The organism is Streptomyces sp. AM25, assembly GCF_058146165.1.
The window spans coordinates 1-20,029 of sequence record NZ_JBKIWN010000039.1 but is presented as its reverse complement, the minus strand read 5'-3'; the positions used below and the strand labels follow the sequence as shown (position 1 = coordinate 20,029).

21 protein-coding genes and 1 pseudogene are annotated in these 20,029 nt (G+C 68.8%); 3 read left to right on the top strand and 19 right to left on the bottom strand.

Annotated features, from left to right (window positions below; all coding sequences use genetic code 11):
- Positions 1 to 202: 202 nt before the first annotated feature.
- Positions 203 to 1,477 (top strand): MFS transporter, encoded by a 1,275-nt coding sequence (locus ACLHRZ_RS32775; RefSeq protein ID WP_490422242.1) that lies wholly within the window; start codon positions 203 to 205, stop codon positions 1,475 to 1,477.
- On the opposite strand, the gene ACLHRZ_RS32770 is transcribed toward ACLHRZ_RS32775, so the two are convergent.
- The 16 genes and pseudogenes from ACLHRZ_RS32770 to ACLHRZ_RS32695 form a co-directional block, all read right to left on the bottom strand.
- Complete coding sequence (locus ACLHRZ_RS32770) at positions 1,393 to 2,778, bottom strand: TfuA-like protein (protein ID WP_490422241.1); 1,386 nt, start codon at positions 2,776 to 2,778, stop codon at positions 1,393 to 1,395. The two genes, ACLHRZ_RS32775 and ACLHRZ_RS32770, sit on opposite strands and share 85 nt — an antisense overlap.
- Positions 2,775 to 3,935 (bottom strand): YcaO-like family protein, encoded by a 1,161-nt coding sequence (locus ACLHRZ_RS32765; RefSeq protein WP_490422240.1) that lies wholly within the window; start codon positions 3,933 to 3,935, stop codon positions 2,775 to 2,777. Before ACLHRZ_RS32765 ends, ACLHRZ_RS32770 begins: the two co-directional genes overlap by 4 nt.
- 104 nt (positions 3,936 to 4,039) lie before the next feature.
- Entirely contained in the window at positions 4,040 to 4,201 is a 162-nt protein-coding gene (locus ACLHRZ_RS32760; RefSeq protein ID WP_490422239.1) for a hypothetical protein, read from the bottom strand.
- Between the two features lie 27 nt (positions 4,202 to 4,228).
- On the bottom strand, positions 4,229 to 4,840 hold the full coding sequence (locus ACLHRZ_RS32755; protein ID WP_490422238.1) for a hypothetical protein: 612 nt from the start codon (positions 4,838 to 4,840) through the stop codon (positions 4,229 to 4,231).
- A 7-nt stretch (positions 4,841 to 4,847) separates the two neighbouring features.
- Positions 4,848 to 5,486: a hypothetical protein gene (locus ACLHRZ_RS32750; RefSeq protein ID WP_490422237.1), complete on the bottom strand. Its 639-nt coding sequence runs from the start codon at positions 5,484 to 5,486 to the stop codon at positions 4,848 to 4,850.
- Positions 5,487 to 5,704: 218 nt separating this feature from the next.
- Positions 5,705 to 6,337, bottom strand: a complete 633-nt coding sequence (locus ACLHRZ_RS32745; protein ID WP_490422236.1) for an HAD-IA family hydrolase — start codon at positions 6,335 to 6,337, stop codon at positions 5,705 to 5,707.
- Entirely contained in the window at positions 6,316 to 7,614 is a 1,299-nt protein-coding gene (locus ACLHRZ_RS32740) for a helix-turn-helix domain-containing protein (RefSeq protein ID WP_490422235.1), read from the bottom strand. Before ACLHRZ_RS32740 ends, ACLHRZ_RS32745 begins: the two co-directional genes overlap by 22 nt.
- Before the next feature lie 126 nt (positions 7,615 to 7,740).
- Positions 7,741 to 9,774: a lactate/malate family dehydrogenase gene (locus tag ACLHRZ_RS32735; RefSeq protein ID WP_490422234.1), complete on the bottom strand. Its 2,034-nt coding sequence runs from the start codon at positions 9,772 to 9,774 to the stop codon at positions 7,741 to 7,743.
- Positions 9,771 to 10,949: a phosphotransferase family protein gene (locus tag ACLHRZ_RS32730; RefSeq protein ID WP_490422233.1), complete on the bottom strand. Its 1,179-nt coding sequence runs from the start codon at positions 10,947 to 10,949 to the stop codon at positions 9,771 to 9,773. Before ACLHRZ_RS32730 ends, ACLHRZ_RS32735 begins: the two co-directional genes overlap by 4 nt.
- A 93-nt stretch (positions 10,950 to 11,042) precedes the next feature.
- The gene (locus ACLHRZ_RS32725) at positions 11,043 to 11,201 is read right to left on the bottom strand and encodes a hypothetical protein (RefSeq protein ID WP_490422232.1); all 159 of its coding nucleotides are present in this window, start codon (positions 11,199 to 11,201) and stop codon (positions 11,043 to 11,045) included.
- A gap of 41 nt (positions 11,202 to 11,242) precedes the next feature.
- Positions 11,243 to 11,665 carry a hypothetical protein gene (locus ACLHRZ_RS32720; protein ID WP_490422231.1) on the bottom strand — a complete coding sequence of 141 codons (423 nt, stop codon included), beginning with the start codon at positions 11,663 to 11,665 and terminating at the stop codon, positions 11,243 to 11,245.
- Positions 11,666 to 11,814: 149 nt separating this feature from the next.
- The gene (locus ACLHRZ_RS32715) at positions 11,815 to 13,032 is read right to left on the bottom strand and encodes a helix-turn-helix domain-containing protein (RefSeq protein WP_490422230.1); all 1,218 of its coding nucleotides are present in this window, start codon (positions 13,030 to 13,032) and stop codon (positions 11,815 to 11,817) included.
- Positions 13,033 to 13,219: 187 nt separating this feature from the next.
- Complete coding sequence (locus ACLHRZ_RS32710; RefSeq protein WP_490422229.1) at positions 13,220 to 13,882, bottom strand: HAD-IA family hydrolase; 663 nt, start codon at positions 13,880 to 13,882, stop codon at positions 13,220 to 13,222.
- 537 nt (positions 13,883 to 14,419) lie between these two features.
- Positions 14,420 to 14,955: pseudogene (locus tag ACLHRZ_RS32705) on the bottom strand (MBL fold metallo-hydrolase).
- A gap of 85 nt (positions 14,956 to 15,040) precedes the next feature.
- Positions 15,041 to 15,841, bottom strand: coding sequence for an IS21-like element helper ATPase IstB (gene istB, locus ACLHRZ_RS32700; protein ID WP_490422228.1), 801 nt, complete (start codon positions 15,839 to 15,841; stop codon positions 15,041 to 15,043).
- Positions 15,838 to 16,617, bottom strand: a complete 780-nt coding sequence (locus ACLHRZ_RS32695; RefSeq protein WP_490422227.1) for a Mu transposase domain-containing protein — start codon at positions 16,615 to 16,617, stop codon at positions 15,838 to 15,840. Before ACLHRZ_RS32695 ends, istB begins: the two co-directional genes overlap by 4 nt.
- Between ACLHRZ_RS32695 and ACLHRZ_RS32690 the strand changes: the two genes are divergently transcribed.
- Positions 16,604 to 16,753: a hypothetical protein gene (locus tag ACLHRZ_RS32690; RefSeq protein WP_490422226.1), complete on the top strand. Its 150-nt coding sequence runs from the start codon at positions 16,604 to 16,606 to the stop codon at positions 16,751 to 16,753. The two genes, ACLHRZ_RS32695 and ACLHRZ_RS32690, sit on opposite strands and share 14 nt — an antisense overlap.
- A 165-nt stretch (positions 16,754 to 16,918) precedes the next feature.
- Here ACLHRZ_RS32690 and ACLHRZ_RS32685 read toward each other — a convergent pair whose 3' ends face one another.
- Positions 16,919 to 17,272, bottom strand: a complete 354-nt coding sequence (locus ACLHRZ_RS32685; protein WP_490422225.1) for a hypothetical protein — start codon at positions 17,270 to 17,272, stop codon at positions 16,919 to 16,921.
- On the opposite strand from ACLHRZ_RS32685, the gene ACLHRZ_RS32680 reads away from it, so the two are divergent.
- Positions 17,262 to 17,510, top strand: a complete 249-nt coding sequence (locus ACLHRZ_RS32680; RefSeq protein ID WP_490422262.1) for a tyrosine-type recombinase/integrase — start codon at positions 17,262 to 17,264, stop codon at positions 17,508 to 17,510. The genes ACLHRZ_RS32685 and ACLHRZ_RS32680 overlap by 11 nt on opposite strands.
- A gap of 180 nt (positions 17,511 to 17,690) precedes the next feature.
- Here ACLHRZ_RS32680 and ACLHRZ_RS32675 read toward each other — a convergent pair whose 3' ends face one another.
- The gene (locus ACLHRZ_RS32675; RefSeq protein ID WP_490422224.1) at positions 17,691 to 18,644 is read right to left on the bottom strand and encodes an aromatase/cyclase; all 954 of its coding nucleotides are present in this window, start codon (positions 18,642 to 18,644) and stop codon (positions 17,691 to 17,693) included.
- 288 nt (positions 18,645 to 18,932) lie between these two features.
- Positions 18,933 to 19,688: a DUF4118 domain-containing protein gene (locus tag ACLHRZ_RS32670; protein ID WP_490422223.1), complete on the bottom strand. Its 756-nt coding sequence runs from the start codon at positions 19,686 to 19,688 to the stop codon at positions 18,933 to 18,935.
- Between the last annotated feature and the right edge of the window lie 341 nt (positions 19,689 to 20,029).

Here is a 20,029-nt window from a genome sequence, read left to right as displayed (position 1 = left end):
GTGCGTTTCAAATGGGTTGAGCGAAGTCGTTGGTCTCTTCTGGTGCGTCTGCGGCATACGATCTTCGAGTTGCCCTAAGGTGGGCCGATGTTCCCGGTGGCGTCCCGCTGCCGGGACTTTGTGCTTTCCGGGGCGGAGTTGGATCTTGGGAGACGTACAACCCCTCAGTGGGACGACGGCCGAAAGCTCTTCGCGGCAAGGAGTGGCCGACCGCATTCGAGATGCAGCAGCCCCGCTACGGATCCGTCCGTACCGACTGCACTGCACCGCCCGGCTTCTTTCCTGGACAGGCTCTGCGATCTCCCCGATCGGCCTGGCATTCGCCGTCCTGCACATCGGTGGCGGAGCAGGGGGGCTCGGGGTGGTACTCGCCGCGGGCATGGTCCCGCAGATCCTTCTCCTGCTGGTTGGCGGGGTTGTGGCCGACCGGTGGTCACGGTCCCGGGTGATGGTGTGGTGCAACGTTGTCTCCGGCGCCGCGGAGGCGTTGGCGGCGCTGCTGTTGTGGTTCGGGTCGGCGGAGGTGTGGCACCTGGCCGCTATGTCCGCCGTGTGTGGTGCGGCATCCGCGTTCTTCGCCCCGGCGGCTGGCGCGATCGTCGTGGATGTGGTGCCGCAGCCCATGCGGCACGCGGCGAACGCGTTGCTGAAGATCGGGCAGAACACCGTGAAGGTGGCAGGGCCAGCCCTGGGCGGGGCGCTGGTAGCCGCTGTGGGGCCGGGCTGGGCGATCGGATGGGATGCTGCCACGTTCTTCGCCGCCGCCGTGTTGTGCACGCGCATTGGCATCAGCGACGGGTGCGTGAAGATGCGCAGCGGTTTCATTACGGATCTCCGCGAGGGGTGGAGCGACTTCTGGTCGCGTCGCTGGCTATGGGTGATGGTGGTGCAAGGCGCCGTCGTGGTGCCCGCGTGGCTCGTCGGCTACCAGATGCTCGGCCCCGTCTACGGGTTGCGCGTTCTGGGCGGTGCCGGGCCGTGGGGCATCGTGGTGTCCGGGTTCACGGCCGGCCTGATCACCGGGGCCGCGGTGGCCCTGATGTGCAAACCCCGCCGGGTCGGCGTCGTGGTGTGCCTGGGGACCGGAAGCATGATGCTGCCCCTGACAGCCATGGCGCTCACCTCCTCGCTCCTGCTCCTCGTCGCCGCCACGGCTCTGGCGGGTGCAGGGCTGGCGATGAGCATGACGACGTGGTCGAGTCTGGTGCAGGAGCGCATTCCGCCCGAGCGGATGAGCAGGACGATGTCCTACTCGACGTTCGGCCAGATCCTGCCTGTGCCCTTGGGGTATCTCGCGGCCGGGCCTGCATCCCATGCCCTCGGGCTCCGTACGACCCTCGCGGCCGGAGCGCTGGTGATCGCCTGTGCTGCCGTGATTCCTCTGGGGCTGGCTCAGGTGCGACATCTGTCGTTCACACCCGCGGTCGCCCCGGAGGAGGCCGGCTTGGAGGCCGAGGCGGCACGCGTGCCGAGGTAGAAGGCCCTGGCTACTTCAACGGCTCCGGAGAAGTCACGAAAGGCCCGGTCCCTTGCCGCCGCGTCGATGACGCCTTGCCCAGCACCCTGGCCAAGGTTCCATGCCACGCAGAGGTGTTGTGCTACCCGCCCGGTGTCCAGATGCGCGATGGTGCGGCGAGGGTTGCTGACTTCGACGGCGGCGTTGACCTGGTACGCGGCGGCGACGTCTTCGGCGGTCGGCAGCGTGGTGTCGAACAGGGTGTCGGCCTCGGCAGGTGTTGTCGGCCAGACGGTCCAGGCACCGTCCAGCCGGGCGGAGCGCACCATGATGCGCAGCAGCTGCTCCCGTGTGTCCACGGATTGAATCTCATCCTCGTTGAGCCAGTAGGACTTTTGTTGGGCGGACAAGTCGTCGGCCCGTACGCCGAGCCGGGTGGCCCGGTGCAGGGCCGCGTCCTCGATGGCCTTCGTGTCGGCGACGCCGCGGTAGTTGGCGACTGCTGACAGGACGTGGGTGCGCCATCGGGCCGGGAACCCGGGGTCGTAGATCTGCTGGTGCTGAAGGAGGGCCAGGAACGGGAGCTCGTCGGCTGTGCTGGGCGGGGTGAAGACTGCGGTCCAGTAGCGGACGAAGCTGGTGCACCACGGTTCTCCGCACCAGCTCTTTGGCCCGCGAGGTGTCGACGGGGCGGTTGCGAGGTAATGGAGAGCCCGCTCGGCGTCTTCGCGCTTGAGGTCGTAGGCATGGCTCTTCCGCCAGGCGTCAACGGCATCGAATCCCTTGCCCAGTCCGGTGGCGTGTGCCGTGTGGCCGAGCGCAGTCCAGGTACGCTGGGTGAATGGGAGCCAGCGGGCCAGTTCTGCGAGTCCGCAGGCATTGGCGCTCGTGATGCGTCCTGTTGCGGCCGTTCGCTGAATGGCGGTGCGCAGGTTCACCAGGGCCTCGGACAGAGGGCGGCCTTCGGGGGTGTGGAGGACGGCGACTTCGTCGTCCGCGTCCAGCAGGCCGGCGTGGAAGGCGTGGAAGATCTCCCCGATGCCGGTCATGCCGTAGGGGGCGAGTTCTGCTGCGCGCAGGGCGCCCATGCTGGCAGCGCCGATCACCTGCACGCCGGATTCGAGCAGCAGCAGGATTTCTTTGTGGCGTACCGGGGCGCTCTGGTGCCACAGGCCGTCAATGATCAGGATCGTGTCCGCGGAGCCTGGGTGTAGCCGTAGGAGGTCGCCGTGCCCGACCGGTGGGTGGGGGACGGCGGCGGGCAGGATCTTGCGGATGTACTGGGCGGGCAGGGTGGGGCCGGAGAAGACGTGCGTGGTCATGCGATCGCCTCCGTTCGCGGGCGGGGAACGGTATGCCGGGTGGCGTAGCGCAGGGTGGGGGCTAGGACTTTGACGATCGCGAACTCCGTGCGGGCGTAGTCGCCGGATGTCAGATCGACGACGAGCGGCGCGAATCCGGTACAGGACGCGACAGTGGTGGCCAGGTGGCGGGCTTCGGTGTCGTCCGTCGGGAGGCTGGCCTTGTATGAGCTGGTGATCTCGGGCCAGGACACCGAGGCCGCCGACGTGTCGGCCGGCGGGCGGTGCGGGCCGGGCCGGTAGACCGCGGGGTGGATGTCTTCGCGGCTCCCGGTGATCTGGGTCAGCCGGGTCTGTGCAGCTTCCGTGATCGCCCGTGACAAGGCGACGCCGGGGTCGAGGTGTGCCCCCGAGCCGGAGACCACGACGGTCGGCTGGTCCTCTCGCCACAGGTAGCAGGCCATGACCGGCACGCGGTACCGGTTCGGCAGGTGCCACAACTCGAACCAGTACCTGCTGCGGGTGAGGCGTTCAATGAGTCCGGCGCAGTGGGGGTCGTCGACGCTGCCAGCGGTGATGTGCTGCGCCGTGGCGGCGGTCAGGGCGCTGAGGACGTCGCGTTCGATGAGCTCGCACAGTCCGTGGGCGATCGCCTCCCAGCGGGTGTTTCCGGAGGCGAGGCCGTTGGTCGAGGCGCTGGGCAGGTACAGCCGCCAGACGTCATGGACTTCGCGGCCGAGTTGAATCGCTGCGGCCGGAACAGGCACAGGCTCGCCGTCGGTGGTGGAGCGGGCGTTGATCCAGTCCATCACCGTGCGGTCGGTGAAGAAGCTGCCGGGGTGGGACTCCAGTTCCATCACCGGGTACGGCAGTTGGAGCTGCCGGGCGGGGGCCCGGACGCAGGGAGCGGGTACGGCTCGTTCGCCGTGCCATGCCTCGATCGCTTCCATCGCGCTGGAAACGCGGGCGGCGTCCAAGGTTGCTCCCTTGCCCTGCGCGACGGACAGGGTGCGGGCGAGGGGGCGAACGGCCATGGTGACGGGGATGCCGAGATCGTCGAGTCCGGTCACGTCCGCGATGCGGGTGATACCGAAACCGGTCAGCAGGGGCTGGATCGTCTTCCAGGTCTCGGCAGGGTGACGGGTGCGGTGGGTGCCGTCGAAGAACGTCTTGCGCACGGGGGCCTCCCGTCTGGGACGACGGCGCCCGGCCGCCGGCACCCCCGGGAGAAGGGGGGATCGCCGGGGCCGGGCGCCTGGAAGGTGCGGCTGCGGCCTACCGGTCAGACGGTGGGCTGCTGGTAGATGTGCGTGTCGACGAAGGAGGAGTCCGGCACGGCCGGGTCGCCGCCGGCGTTCTGCGGCAGGTTGCCTTCCGCGTGCAGAGCGGAGACGAAGTCCGCCGGGTCGACGGTGGTGTTGGTTGCGGGATCGATCGTGGGCATCGTTCCTCCTTGGAGCGATGGTGGTCGCTACGCCGAGAGGTCGGCGAAGCAGATGGTGATCAGTACCTCGCGGGAGGCGGTCTCCAGCGGGGTACGCCAGTGGGGAATTCGACGGCCGTCGAATCCGGTCAGCTGCCGGCAGAGGATCGGGAAGCTCTCCCCGTCGGCCGGATAGGGGGCGTCCGCTAGCTGTTCGGTGACCTGCCGGGTGGACAGGTAGCGCAGCTTCGGCAGCCACCCCATGGGCGCGAGGTTCGGGGTGAGCCCGCACGAGAAGGTGATGTCGCACTTACCGTCGTCGCGGTGGACGTGCATGTAGTCGCCGGGCGCGTAGAACTTGAACCCGTAGCGGATCGGGGTCACCTGGCCCTGCCCGGTGGCCTCGGCCGCGATATCGGCCAGGTTCTTCGAACGGGCCAGGGCGTTCAGGGCCTCACCGCCGGGGTGGACCTTGCACCGCTGCGGCGAGGTGATGGAACCGTCGCGCATCGCCAGCAGGCCGGGACGCTCGTTGTGGCGGACGACCGCCACCTTCTCGCACCGTTCGGCCTCTGCCGCGATCTCCTCCCACAACCCCGCATCGATCGCGTCCTCGGGCACCGGGGCCCGGCCCTCGGCGAGCCACGTCTGGCGCAGCACCGGGACCTCACAGGTCCATGTAGGAGAAGGTCGCCAGCAGGCCCAGCTCACCGCAGTACGGGGGCCGCCAGTGCGGGATGTTGTAGCCGGCGAAGGCCCGCAGCGTGCCGCCCCCGCACGAGTGCTCCAGCGTGGTGAATTCCTCCCCCTCCGGGAAGAGCCCGCGCTCGGCGACGACCTTGGCCAGCGTGTCGGGCAGCGCATCCCGCAGCGTGGGAGCCCAGCCCATGGCCGGCAGCCCTTCGGTGAGCGCGACGCCGACGGTGACGCTCGCGCGGACGCTGTCGAAGTGCAGGCCCTGGAAGTCGCCCTTGCGGTAGATGACCACCGCACCCCCGCGGGGAATCAGCCGCGGGATGCCGGTGGCCGCACGCATCTTGGCCCACAACTCCTTGTCGAACGCAAGCTGTTCAAGCAGCGGGCCAGCCGGGATGAAGCCGCAGTGGAACGGGGCGGCGAACGACCCGTCGCGGTGCGCACTGGTCTCGTTCCGCTCGTGCGGCACCGCCAGGCCGAGCCGCCCGTGGGCTTCGGCGACCAGGGCCTCGAAACGGCTGCGGTCGAGCACGTCGTGGAGCAGGACGGTTCCGTTTTCGTCCCAGGCGATCCGGGCCGGGGAGCGGTCGATGACTTGGCCGGTGTCCATGGCAGTCCTCCTCGTCGCTTCAGTGGTGAGAAGCAGTCGGCCACCAGCGGGTTGAGGCGCTGTGCACCCTGCTGTGCCTGCCGGCCGCCTGGGAACCGCCAGGGGCAGGCCCCTGGTCCGTGGCCGGTATCCCAGGCGGCTTGTGAAGAAGTGAAGCACCGAGAACTCGCCCTGGATCGCAGCCTTGTTGCGACCCCACAGCCCGATTGCGGGAAGGACTAGACCTCGTCGACGAGACGGATGCCGAGGAGTGCCTCGACCTGGCGGATCGTCTCGGCTGGGGTGGTGGCCAGCACGGTGGCCATGCCGAGTTTCTCTGCCGGAGGCAGGTTGCGGGCGGTGTCATCAACGAACACGCACGCCTGGGCGGGCAGTTCCATGAGGCCGGTCATGATCGTGTAGATCTCCGGGTCCGGCTTGCGCATCCGGTATTGCTCGGAGATCAGCACCGCGTCGTAGTTGGCCTCCAAAGCGTACCCGGCGTAGGGGTCGCAGGGGTGATTGCCGAGGCTGTTGGAGAGGATGCCGACCTTCACCCCTGCCCGGCGCGCGACCTGCACCGCGCGGAGCATGCGGGACTCGGGGTGGAAGTCGGCAAGGACGCGGCCGAGCAGGTTCGTTCCGTCATCGAGCCCGAGCAGTTCGGCCATCTGCGCGTTCCACTCGGTCTGTGTGATCGCCACTCGTTCGAGGCCCGCGTACAGCACCTTGCCGACGGGGTTCACGGCGAACGCGTGGAGAAATATGTCGTCCGACAGGCCCTCGCGGCGGGCGAAGGACCGAGCACAGTCCGGTACCGGTGTAGTCAGGACGCCGCCGAAGTCGAGGATCAGGCCTGAGCGGTCCGGCATGCACTCTCCATTGTGTGGCGGACGTCGGTGAGGTGTTCGGTCAGGGCCCGCATGGCGGGGATGCGCAGTGGCCGCAGGCGTGCGTGGACGGCAGTGATGCGGCGCAGCGTCTCGTCATGGTGGACCTCTTCGAGCAGGTTCAGGGAGGCATGCGCGTCCGTGATCGCTGCGTCCGGGGCGCCGACTGCAGCGTGAGCGTCAGCGCGGTCCGCGTAGGCGGTGGCACGGTGGCGGCGCATCGACGGATCCAACCGGGCGAGTGCAATATTGAGGCGGGCGAGTGCGGTCTCGGGCTTGCCGAGACGGACGAGGTCCCCGCCTTCGTAGGCATCGACTTTCGCCGGGCCGAACCAGCCGATTCCCTGCCACCGGTCGTCGTCCAAGGTGCTGGCGAGGTGGCCGCGGGCCTCGTCGAGGAACGTGCGGCAGGAGTGTTCGTCGCCGACCGCGGCGTGCATTTCGGAGGCGACAGCCGAGCACCAGGCCCTCATCCGCACCGAGCCGTCGGCGGCATGGTCGACGGCCGCGAGCGCGCAGTCCACGCCACCGTCACGGTCACCCTCGTAGGCCGTCTGGAAGGCCCGGCCCGCCCACAGCAGCGCGTAGAGCTCACCGTCCTCGCACGCCTTGGCGATTTGCAGGCCGGTGGCTGTGTACGCCTTGCCGTCCACGCGGGTGCCCAGGTCGAGGAAGGCTACGGCCCCTGCGAGGGCTGCCATCTGTCCCATCTGCGACAGCAGCGTGGTGCGGATCTTCTCGGCCTGATGCTGGGGCTGGAGCGAGGCGATCAGCTGGAAATGCGCGCGTGCGGCGGTCAGCAGCGTGTCAGCGGGCATCTGCTGATAGCCACGCCGGTACGCGGCACACACAGTTCCCGTCTGTTTCACCGTCGCCGTGTCCACCACGTGATGCTGCGCGGCGTAGGCTATGCGGCCGGGGTCGGTAGCTGCGAGCATTCCCGCCAGCGGGACCGCTGCTGCTCCGCGCGCGAACTTTCGTCGCTCCACAGGCTCCAACTCTTCCATCCCGCGAGTACTCGGCGCAGGAGTTCCGGGCCATCGCTCGTCCAGCGCCAGTACGTATGACGGCGCTACCCGTAAGACCTGGGCGAGCGTCTCGGCTGTCGCCAGACTGTCCAGGGACAGGGCGCCGCGTTCGGCCTGCGACACCCACGACTCCGACTTGCCGACCTCCAGCGCGAGCCTGCGCTGAGACCAGCCCTGGCGCCTCCTGCTCCTCGCAATCCTCGTGCCGACGGTGTTATCGAGCTTGGCCATGGCCAACCCCCGGGAAGGCGGGATCTTCAGCAAGTCGTCTGGTGCGGTGTCCGGACCCGTAGCCGGTGCTGGCACCTGGCCGAGTGGAGGCCTGATGAGGCAGCGCCGCCGACCAGGTGCTCGGCGTCACTTCTCCGCGGTGATCTGCTTCAGGAACTCGTTGTTGGCTGCTGCGTCGTGGCCGAGGGTGAACGCGTTGCGGGGCAGCCCGGCGAGGAGGCCGCGCGTCGTGCGCGCCGCAGTGCCGGGGCCAACGGCGGCAAGTTCGAAGACGTCGGGGTACCGGTCCTCGCTCGCGGTGGTGAAGAAGTCCCCGTCGGCCAGAGGCCGGTCCTCAGCCAGCAGGGCCGGGGTGCCGCTCGGAGTGATGCGGGGGAACAGGAACCGGGTGGCGTGGCCTTCGGCGGCGAGGGCCAGGTGCAGCCAGGTTGCGAGCTGGTCCGGGAAGAACTGGACCTTGAGCTCCTTGCCGGAGTCGTTGCGCAGCGGTGTGCGGTCGCCAGTGAGGAGGGCGTCGGTGACCTTCTCGTGCTGTGTGGGGTGGAGATGGCCTCCGCCGAGGAGCCGGGTACGGACGTGGTCGTACAGGCCGAGGCCGTCGAGAAGGCCGAAGCCGATCGCGGCGGCGGCCGGCCAGGGCAGCACTTGCACGATGCCGTCATTGTCGGCGCGGACGAAGACCCGGTCGTTGGCCAGCAGCTTCCAGCCCTGGCGGGCCAGGAGGACGGCGGTGGTGGTCTTCCCCGCGCCCTTGTCACCCAGGGTCAACAGGGTCTCACCGGCGTCGTTGGTGACGGCGGAGGCGTGAAGGATGCTCCAGCCGTCGGCGAGGAGCTGCCCGCGCACGGCCTCGCGCGCCAGGCGGGATGCGGCGAGGCAGACGGCGAGGTCGTCGGCACCGACGATGCGGATCTGCCCGTCAGGGGTTCGCTGGTAGGCAAGGTGATCACTGGGCTGGGCAGCGGTCACTGTGCCGTCCTCGTCACGGCCGTACAGCAGCTGGGCGTTGGCGTAGACGGTCTCCTCGTGCGCGAAGTCGCGTACGCGCTGGGTCAGTTCCTCGGCGGCGTCCTTGTCCACGTCGGCGACGACCTTCGGGCCGCCGTCGGGGACGTTGTGGTTGGTGGCGTTCCACCAGGGGCCGAAGTAGCGCAGGGCCCAGTCGGTGACGGCTTGGGTGTCGCTGGTGATCGTCACGCCGTGGCCGGCGGCGCTGATGCGGGTGGCATGGGTCATCGAAGCTGACTCTCCTTGGGGTGTGCGGGTGGGTAGTACCTGCTGGTAGGCCGCGCGGAGCTTGGACCGGGCGGCGGCCAGCAGGCGGGTCTCGGAAGGGTTCAGGGGCGGCAGGCACACGGTCGGGTTCCCGTCGGTGAACCGCAACGGCATTCCCGTCCACACGCCCTCGTGGTTGACGGACAGTTCGATGGAGCCATCGACGTATCCGAGGGTGTGCTGAAGCGCGGCCAGGACAGCCCCGGCCGGCCCGGAGCGGGTGCGGCCGCATCCGGCGTTGATCCGGCGCGGCCGGGCGGCGAGCTCAGCTCGTATGGTCGGGACGGGCACGATGGTGGGCATGCCGCCGACGCGGGTGGCGGAGGCGCAGATGACGGCGCCCTCGCCGTGCTCGCCGATCACCTGCCCCTCGACGGCCTCGACGGGTACGCCGAGGGCCTGGGCGAGGATGATGCGATAGCGGGCGGAGTCGGTGTTCGACCCGATCCCGTAAGTGCGGCGGCAGCCGGAGGTCTCGGCGAACAGCCGTGCCATGACGTCCGAGGGGTTCGTGACGACGAGGACCACGCCGTCGTAGCCGCCCAGGTCCGCCGCGATGGACCTGATCACGGGGGCGTTCGCGGAGAGCCCGCCCATGCGGACGTCGGTGGACCGGGTGTTGGTGAACGAGGCGCGGGGGCAGACCACGAGGGCGTGACAGGTGCCCATGTCGGGGACCTCGGCGACATGGGCACGGACGGGTGAGCCGGTGACCTGGGCCAGGTCCTCCAGATCAGCGACCAGCCCTGCCGCTGCCTCCTGTGTCCGCGAGGCCACGAAGACCCGTCCGCACCAGCCGGGCGAGGTGACCAGCAGCGCGCCGACGGTCTGCCCGACCGCCCCGGCTCCGACCACCCCGACCGTGGCTACCGGCCGGCGGATCACCGGCCTGCCTCGATCTTGACCTCGGCCATCGCCAGCCGCCACACGGTCGCCGGTTCCGTACCCGCCTCCACCATGGCCGTGACCCGGTCGAGAACCCGGAGCACCGGCCCGACGCGGTGTTTGGTCTGCACACCGAGGTCCGGCAGCGGCAGCACAGACGGCGCCGTGAGGTAGGTGGAGACGATGTTGACGGTGTCCGACAGCCACAGCACCAGCAGCTGCCGCAACCGCCGGTCGCGACTCCTGGAAGGGAGGTTCGCCGTGCGGGCGCGGGTGCACTCGTCGATGCCCCGCATGATGGCCCGGACCGCCTTGTTGCTGGGCGGGTCGACCAATAGGCGCAGCACCAGGCGGGAGATCAGCTTGGCCTCGTCGGAGCCCCGGCGGCCCCTGGCCAGACCGGGGTCGATGAACACCGGCCGGCCGTCCGGCCCTTGGGGGAAGACCACGTGCTCCGGCTTGAGATCGCCGTAGGTGACGACGGCGCCGCCCTCGTCCGGGTCGGCGAACCGCAGCCGTCGCAGCCGCCCCACGATCGTCGCCAGGGGCTCGGCCAGCTCACCTGCGAGGCGGACATAGGTGGGGCCGCTGATGCCGTTGAACTTCCGGGAGAACGTCTGCTCGATGCTCCGTTCCCAGATAGAGAACCGCTCCACCTGCCGGGCCACGGAAGGCTTGGCCAGGGCCGCATCCAGCTCGGCCATCACCGAGCCGAGGAGCTGCCCGGTACGCTCCGGCTCCAGCAGCACCAGGTCCTCCAACGTCGGCCCCTGCACGGGCCGGGTGATCAGCACGCCCCGCCCGTAGTGCTCGACCTGAGCGACCTTCAGCGGCGACTGGTGGTGCAGCAGCCACAGTTGCGCGGCCTCGCGCTCCAGCACGCTGCCGGGAGAGACGACGTAGGCGGCCTGGGCCGCCCTGACGGTCTCCCAGTCCCCGCACGTGCCCCTCAGCAGGGACACGAGCGAGACGCCGAGCAACGAGGTCTTCGCGAACATCGGCGTGCGGCCGACCGTGATACGGCGCACGTAGGAGGTGACGCTCGGCGCGATGGTGCCGAGCCGGACCGGAGCGCCCGGCGACAGGGCGGACGCGGCGGCCTGGATCTGCCCGGCGGCGTAGGCGCTGACCTCGGCCATCGGGACGGGGCATGGGGTGGGGCTGAGCACGGGCATCGTGGTGCTCCTCGACGGGGGCAAAGGGGGGAAGTGACGTCAGGCAAAGGCGCTGGCGAGATGCTGCACGTCACCGCGGCTGACGAGGTGACGTCAGTTCTGTGGCGAGACGTCGGGGACGGTCTGCGACGGCGGGGGCGCGGGCTCGTGGTGGTCGTGCTCGGTGGTGACCATGTGGCCCAGCAGACCGAGGACGGTGACGGACCCCATGGCGTACACCCAGGCGCAGGCCGTTCCCACGGGGTCGTACACGCGGATATGCGGCAGGCGGCGAGAAAAATGGCCGAGGCCGGTCACGGCGTGCCCCCGACGTGGAAGGGGCCCAACTCGGCTTCGTGCAGGGCGCGACGACGGCGGACCTGGCCAGGCGTACGGCGGGGAACGGTGCCGGTGGCCTCGACGAGGAAGGCGCCCCGGTCGCGGGTCAAGGCCATCAGGGCCTCGAACTCGGCGGGCCCGTCGGCGACCACGGCCGCAGCGCTGACCACGATGCCGCGCGCGGTCCGGTTGGAGAGCGCCTGGACGGCCCTGGCCCATCCGGCCCGGTCCGTGAGCGGGACGGCGGGGTCGTCCGTCAGTTCCAGGACTGGGACCCATTCGCGATCGGTCGCGTGGCGGCGAGCGTGTTCTATGAGCGTGGCAGCAGCCGCGCCGTCGGCCGCCGCATAGAGAACGACGGGAACGAGGCCGGGAGCGGCCGGGCAGTCATTCAGCATGCCGACCACTGTCACGGTTCGATCACCGATGGTGAATCCACGGGGCGTAGTAGTGGAGGAACTACCTCAACCCCGACTACCACGCTCTGTGGTACCCGCCGAACTGTGTGCCCCCGGGACTACTACGCCGCGTGGTGATGCGGAGGGGGTCAGCGCACGCCGAGCGGCACGCCGGCCGCCCGGGCCAGGTCGCGGACCTTCGTCACGGAGACGTTGGCGAGCCTGCCCACGATCACGCCCGGAAGGGCCTGGTGGCGGACCCAGTTCGGCGCCATCTCGCACACCTGCCCCAACTCCTCGGCAGCGCGGTCCCATTGCCGTGTCTCGGTCCGGGTCAGGGACACATCCAGCCGGTAGCGGGCGTGCGTGGCCAGCGGGAGCGCCGAGGCCAGGTCAGCGTGATTGGACTCGATCAGGCGGACGGCCTTGGCGACATCGCCCAGGGCGACGTTCACGGACAACGCCTGGGTAGTGACGTAGACGGGGCCGAAAGGCTGGCCGTGTCCGCTGCGGGCGTGCTCGGCTCCGATACGCGCGGCAACGGCGTGAGCCTGGGACAGGTACTCCTTGGCAGTGTCGGCGTCGGCGCCGCCCCGGGACGCAGCGACGGCCGCGTTCGTCACGAGCTGGCCGTAGACGGAGAGCCGATCGGGGTCGTGGTCGGACATACGCGGCTCGATGACTTGGGCAGCCTTGGACGCGATCTGCACGGCCTTGGCCGTGTGCGCGTCCCGCAGACTGATCCACGACAGCACAGCCTGAAGGTGAGCGCCGCGGAGTTCGTCGCCGACCTGCTGTGCGATCTGGTGCCCCTGGGTGATCGCCGCATACCCCAGGTCCCGGGCGCCGAGGATGTTCGCCATGGTGGCCGCTGTCAGGTAGGCGTCCGCCAGCACCCCCGCCGCCTGCTCCCGCCCGGTGCCCTCCGTCGCGTTGAACAGGGCTCGCGCCTCGGGCAGGAGCTTGGACAGCACGGCGCCGAGCTCGACATAGCAGCCCGACCAGAACGCGGCGTCCGCCCGACGGACCGCCGTCTGCATGCCGGCCAGCGGCCCCGGATCGGCTGGAGTGAGGAGGCCGAGAGCGGAGTCGTGGACGGCGGCCGACACGGACCGAAGCGCGGACCGCTCGTCGACCTCCATGGACCGGCGCGGTGCCTGCTGCCCGAGGATCACCGAAACGTCCACGCCCAACGCGGCGCTGACCTTCAGCAGCGAGCCGATCTGTACGTTGCCGCCCTGCTCGACCTTGCGGATCGTGCCCACGGACAGGCCGGCTTTCTCCGCCAAGCCCTCCTGCGTCATCTCCTTGCCCCGAAGGAACTTGATGCGCTCCCCGGTGGTGAAATCGCCCCACTGCGTCGTCATCCGCGCAACTCCCGTCCGTGAGTGGCCCCACACGGGACCGTACCGACGCGATGCGCGGACCGGAACACCAACGTCGCTTCCGTGTAAGGGCAGATGAGATGTTGACGGGACGCCCCAGGGCTCGCGTAGGAGGTGACCGGAAGCACCTCGCTGGCGTTCGCGCTCCCGGCGCCATGGGCGAGCGGCGTCAGGTCGTGCAAGCGGCCTTGATGCCCAGCAGCATCTCCAGGCGGGCGACCGCGCCGTTCCCGGGCTTGGCAAGCACCGTGGCCATCCCGGCCTCGCGAGCGGGCGGCAAGTTACGCTCATGGTCGTCCACGAACACGCACTCCTCCCCGCTCAGGCCCATGCGGTCCAGCACGGTGCGGTAAATCGCCGGATCGGGCTTGGCCACCCCCTCCCGCTCGGAGACCACCGCGACGTCGAACAGGTCCCATACCCCGATCGCCGCGTACGGGTCATAGGGCGCCAAGCCGAAGCTGTTCGAGAGCATCCCGACCCTGTATCCGGCCGCGCGCGCCGCACGTGCGAGGGCGATCATGTCGGCAGCCGGTTCGACCTTGGCCCAGGCTCGCCCCATCAGGTTCTCGTGCTCGACCCCAAGGAGCCGCGCTGTGCCCCGGTTCCACTCCTCCTGACTGATCACTCCGACCTCAAGGTCGGCGTACAGGCTGCGCCCTTCAGCGTTGTCCTCAAGCGTCGCGCGCCACGCTTCCGGCGCGAGTCCTTCACTCTCGCACCATGCGCGGTGAACAGGAAGGACGTCGGTCGTGAGGACCCCGGCGAAGTCCAGGATCAACCCGCGAAAGCGACGCTTGGACCGGTTGGCCCGTTCGATGACATGCGGCATGCTGACGATGTCCCTTCAGTGAGTGGCCTCACTGGGGACGGTACCGGGGCACGGAAGCCCCGGAAGCGCGAGCGGCCCGATACGCCTCGTCAACAAGGTTATCGGGCCGCCTCGTTGAACATCCCAGACGAGCAGCTGCCTCCTGGCCTCCTGCGCGGGTGTCGGCCTCTCCCCACGCCTGCCTGGCGACAAGCACGTGGAGCACTTCCTCCAGGCCCGCGAACGGCCGAGCCAATTGGATGACGGCCTTCTGGCTTCGTAACCGAGAGCCGACACCGTTTGTCGATGAGCCTGGGCAGCACTTGTTGATCGCAGAGCCGGGAAATGTCGGTGAGAAGTGACACCGCTGCCGGAGCGAGTGGGCCCTTCCTCGATGCCGCGATGGTGGCCGGCCTTCGGCCCGCGTCAGGTCGTGCGTCCTCGGCTCCGCCTGCGGGCGCCTCCACCTTGACGCGGGCCTGCGGTCGGGGAATGCGGCACCTATCGAGGAAGGGCTCCTTGTGATGCAGGCTCGCAAGGGGGTTGCCGTGGATCGTTCTAGCGTTTGGTGTGGGGCGGTTCCCAGACCGAGCAGTCGTGGGCGAAGAGTACGCGTCGCGGGTCGAACTCGGCGAGCCTCTCCAGCCAGTGCCGGTAGGTGGGAAGCGGCTGTTCCACACCGTCAAGGGCGGCCTGGCGAGCCAGGTGGTCGGATGCGAACTGAGGCGCGAAGTCATGTGCCTGGCCGGCGAGCACCACTGTGCCGTCGCTTTGTCGGAGGACCAGTGATTGGTGGCCGTTGGTGTGCCCGGGTGTCGGGATGATCCAGACTCCCGGCCAGAACTCGGCCTCACCGGCGAGTTCTTCATAGGCGGCGCCGGGGAAGTCGACGAGCTCGTCGAAGGTGTAGTCGCCTCGGCGAGCTGCGGCCAGCTCCATGTCCTGCACCAGAATGGGCTTGTCTGTCAGCAGAGGGTTCCCTCCGCAGTGGTCGAAGTGGAGATGGCAGTTGGCGGTTGTGGGCCGCCGGTCTCCGACGCGGGTCGGATGAAATACCCCAGGTCGAGTCGGCGCACTGTCATGTTCTTCGCCATTCGGCCATCCTGGCAGCTCGTTGTATGTGTTCCGGACGGTTGCCGACAGCGGAGACCAGCCGACATCTCAAGACCCGTTCTCTGTTCAGCCGACGGCGTCTTGGGCTGCTGCTCGGGCCTGGGTGATGGCGAGTCGATAGGATTCGGTGCCGGTCTGGATGAGGTTGCCGCCGAAGGTGAGCCGGTCGACGATGGCCGCGCAGAGGTGGGGATCGGTGAAGGTCTTGGTCCAGCCGCTGAAACTTTCGTTCGAGGCGATGGCGACGCTGTTCTTTTCCTCGCGCTCCGTCAAAACCTGGAACAGCAGCTCAGCGCCGCGGCAGTCCAGCTCCATGTAGCCGAGTTCATCGATGTACAGAAGATCGACGCGGCCGTAGCGTGCGATGGTCTTGGTCAGCTGTTTCTCGTCTGCGGCCTCGACCAGCTCGTTGACGAGTTTGGTGGCGAGTGTGTAGCGGACCCGGTAGCCGGCCATGGCTGCCTCGGTGCCCAGGGCGATCAGCAGGTGGGACTTGCCAGTGCCGGAGTCGCCGATCAGGCAGAGCGGCAGGCCCTTCTTGACCCAGTCGCAGGTCGCCAGGGTGTGGATGACGGCCGGGTCGACGTTCGGGTTGGCGTCGAAGTCGAAGGCCTGCAGGGACTTCTCCCTGGGGAAGGCGGCGGCCTTGATGCGCCGTTCAGATCGGCGGCGGGCCCGATCGTCGCACTCGGCCATCAGCAGTTCGGCGAGGAAGCCGCGATATGACATCTGGTCGCGGGCGGCGGCTTCGGCGAGTTCGGGGAACTGGGCCCGGATGGTGGGCAGCCGCAGCATGCGGCATGCCTGGTCGACGGCGGCGTCGGCGGCCTGTTCGGTCAGTCCGCGGTGGCGCTTGAACGTCGTCATGGCGTTTCTCCCTCGACGGCGGAACGGTCGACCGGCCGCCTTGGTCGCAGCAGCTGGTCGTAGGCCGCGACCGACGGCAGCGGCCGGGTGTCAGGCGGCAGGTGGGCCAGCCGCCGCTCGGTCACGAACGTCACCGTCCCCCGGTCCAGCTCCGGCTCGGCCGTGGTGGGCGGTGCGTCATCGGCCTCGGCCGTTTTGCGGGCCTCCAAAGCGACGGCGTCCGCGGTCAGCGCGCCGACTCGCAACGCGGCGGCGAGCCCGGTCACCAGGGGTTCGTGGTGGAGATGCCGGCCCAGTAGCAGGACCTCGATCAGGGCCCGGGTGCCATCCCGGTCGCCGTGGGCCTTGCAGGCCGCCGCCCACCACGCGTCGTGGACGGGGGTGAACTTGCCTACCGAGCGGGCCTGTTCCAGCGCGGTCGCGCCGGGGAACGCTCCCGGCTTGCGGACCAGCGCCTCCAGATAGTGGTCCAGCTCCAGCCGGGCCTTGCCCTTGGCGATCAGCCGTTCGTGCCGGGCGACTTCCTTGCGTCCGTCGTAGACCACGACCTCGGAGGCGTGCAGCATCACCCTCACCGTGCGGCCGATCAGCCCCACCGGAACCGAGTAGCGGTTCGTGCGGACGCTGACCTGCGCGTATCGGTCCACCCGCAGGCTGAACAGCCGCCCGGTCTCGAACGGCTCGTCCGGCAGCGCCCGCAGTAACGGCCGTTCGGCGGCGAAGTACTCGCCTATCGTTCGGGACCTGTTGGAGGCCGACCGGATGACCTGGCGCACGCCTGCGCTGTCCACCCTGGAATGGCCGAAGTTCTCACCGCTGCGCAAGGCGGGACTGATCACCCTGCGTGGCTATCTGGTCGTGGCCGTCATCCTCGTCATCGTCAGGATCACCCAGCTGGCCACTGGGAACTGACGCTCCGGTCCCAACGGCATGGCAGGCCGCCCTCTTCTCCGGCGGGAGGCGGGCCGGTCGGCCGTGCCACGGATGTTCGCGGGCCCCGGCAGGCGGTCAGGCCGGAACTGCGGCTGGGCCGGTTTCTCGGACGATCCATTCGATGGCGTCGTACCGCCGAAATATTCACCGAAGCGGGCTGTCATCCCGACGTTCGACGAGATCCAGGCGCTGAAACAGGTAGGCGACCGCCAGGTCAGCCTGATCATCGACTTGATGTCCGGCTGCGGCATGCGAAACGGCGAAGCGTACGCAGCCAACATCCACCGGGTCGTCGCCGACGACGTGTACCGAATAACCGAGCAGATCGACGGAGTCTGCCGAGAAAGAGCGCCACTCAAACACCGAAATCCCGGTGAATTCCGGGAAGTTCCTATGCCCGAGAAGGTCCGCGAGGTCATCCTCTGCTACCACCGGGACTTCGGAGCAGAACTCGACGGATACCTGCTGAGGGGGCAGCGCAGCCTCTATTGGGGACACTCGACCCTGCAGTATCGCTGGGCGCAGGCCAGGAAAAAAAGCGGGTATCACAAGGAAGTTGCCTCCGTATTCGATGCGCCACTACTTCGCCTCCAACTGCCTCTCCCGAGGGATTCCGATCACCGATGTCGCAGAGTGGATGGGCCACTCAAGCATCCAGCTGACGTTCAGGATCTATCGGCATCTCATGCCGGCGTCGATCGGCCGTGCAGCCCGAATCCTGAACGAAGGGCTGTGAGCAGCGCCTTCTGGCGACTCGAAGGAGCCGAGTTGGGCTGACAGCTGTTCTTCGGATGCGTTGTCCGGGATGGATCGGTGAACACGATGTAGCTATGCAGCGTCGTCGCTTTCGACAGCGGGGGTGGTTTGAGGGAGACGATGCACCCGCAGACGGCACACCGGACTTCCCTCGGAACGCTCAGGCATGCTTCTGGAGGGACCTCGCGTGCCGGATCGTGGTGAGGCTGTTGGTGCCCAGGACCCGCCGGATCTCCTCCTTGGCACGGTCGAGGCCGATGCCCGCGCCGAGTGCGTGGCTGATCATCTCCGGGCGGACGATCACGGTGTGGTGGGCTGTGACTTCGACCCCCGTGGCGAGGGGCCGCAGGGTCCACCGGCCGACGTGCGAGGCGAACAGGGGTGGCGGCTCGGTCTGTTTGTGGACGATGCCGTGGTGCGGGAAGCAGATGCGCACCCAACGGGTGGTGTGCACCGCTCCGTTCGCCTCCCCGGTGTCCATGTCCAGGAACTGCACGTCGGGTACGGGCTCCTGAAGGGTCAGCCGCGACACATGGGGAAGCACCCCGGGCCACCTGTCGGCTTGGCGGAGGAAGGCGTAGACCGGTTCGGCGGCGGTGTCCACCACCATGGAGTCGGAGAACGACAGGACCAGGTCCTGGAACCGCTCGCCGAGCTCGGCCGCGTGCTTCAGCGCCGTCAGCTCGGCGTCGCCGTTGCGGTCGATGGCCCGCCTGACCCACGCGATGTGGTCGCGGTCGTTGCCCTGGGTACGGAAGTAATGCAACAGCACCACCTTGGTGAAGCCGCCCGGCGAGCGTTCCAGCCGCCACTCCCCGCCCAGGGCCAGGAGCGGTGCAGGCGGTTCCTCCAGCCAGAAGCGGATCCTGAAGCGGCCACGGTCGAGGACTCGCCGCGAGGTCCAGCTGCGGACCTCGCCGTCGAACAACTCCCAGAGCCGCAGTCGCTCTTCGACGCCTGCCGGGCTCAGCCGCTCCACGTGGACGGACGGAGGGAAGAGGCAGGGCAGGCGCTCCGCGTCGGCTATGAGCCCGAAGACGGTGTCCGGCCAGGCCGCCACGGTGATGCTGTGTCGCGTGGTCTGGATCCGGCCGGTCGTCCCTGATCCTGTCATGTCGACGCCTTCCTGTCGGAACGAGCGGGCCGACATGCCCTGCTGTGCCCCTTCGGCCCGAAAGCGAAAAACAAGAGGGAACGGCCCCCGGAGAAATACATGAGGCGACTGGCAATTCGACAGTCTGGGCACCGGCGATAACGCGCGGCCGGGTTACGGACTGGTCATGTCACGTCTCTAACGCACAGGCCCCCGGCGCACCGGAATCTGTTCATCCCGAGGTCAGATGTTCGGGTGTGTTCGATGGCTTTTCGGCTCCGGAAAGTGCGTACCGGTACAAGGGCATGCTCAGTTGTCCGCCGCGTCGGCACGTCCGGCCGTGTCGAATGCCCTTCCGGCTTGATCGGCCAGGGTGACCGCGACCAGGCGGGCGGCGAGCGGGGGCGTGGTTCCCGGTGTGGGGCGGAGCATGAACCGTCCGTGGTAGCGGCCGTTGTGGAAGACCCGCAGCTCCACTTCCTCGTCCGGCAGCCCGTTGTGGTCCACGTCCCATTTCCGGCGCCCCCAGCTGATGGTGCCGTCCTGTTCCAGCCGTGGCGGGTGTCCGATGAGGGTGCCGTACTCGAACCGGCAGCCGCGCAGGGAGAGCAGGCCCACCAGCTGCCGGGTGACGTGGTCGACGACCGTGTCGGGAGTGGCGGAGCTCTCGGCCAGGCGGGCGGTGTGGTGGATCTGTGCCAGGTAGTCGTCGTCGGTGATGGCGATCACCTTCAGCTTCCGCGCCCGCGCGGCGAGCTGCGAGACGGTGATGCCCACGACCAGGAGCAGCACGGCCGTGGTGATGTCGGAGCCTCTGGAGATGGTCAGCCGTTCATAGGGGCGGGTGAGGAAGAAGTCGAACCACACGGCCGCGGACAGCGCCGCCAGGGCACCGGCCAGGCGGTTGCCCAGGACGGCCACGGCCACCACGGCGACGACCAGTACCAGCGCGGCGTTGGTGTTGGACATCCCCGTCCGGAACGGCACGAGCACCGCGCACACGGCCAGGGGTGCCACGAGAGCGGCCACCACGGCTACCCGGTCCCGCGAGAGGTACCGAAGCATGAGGCTCACCTCCACGTCCGGTGTAACGCGGCATTTTCCTCTTTCATATTCGCCCCTCCCCGGCATTGACGTCATATTGACGGCGGTAACTCCTTGGGAATCCCCTGACCCCGCCTTGCCATATCCATGTACGCACCGTCGCTAGCGTTGACGCGGCGCAATTGACGGTCGCAGCGAGTGGACAGGCGGTGCGGGGTTGAAAACGACATGGAACACAAAGCCCCGGCCAGGGGAGCGGGACCGGCTGACCGTTCCTCAGGGGCTGGCGGCGTTGTCGCTCGACGCGATGGCCTCGGTGGCCTACGGACCCGAGGCCATCGTGGTCGTCCTGGCCGTGGCCG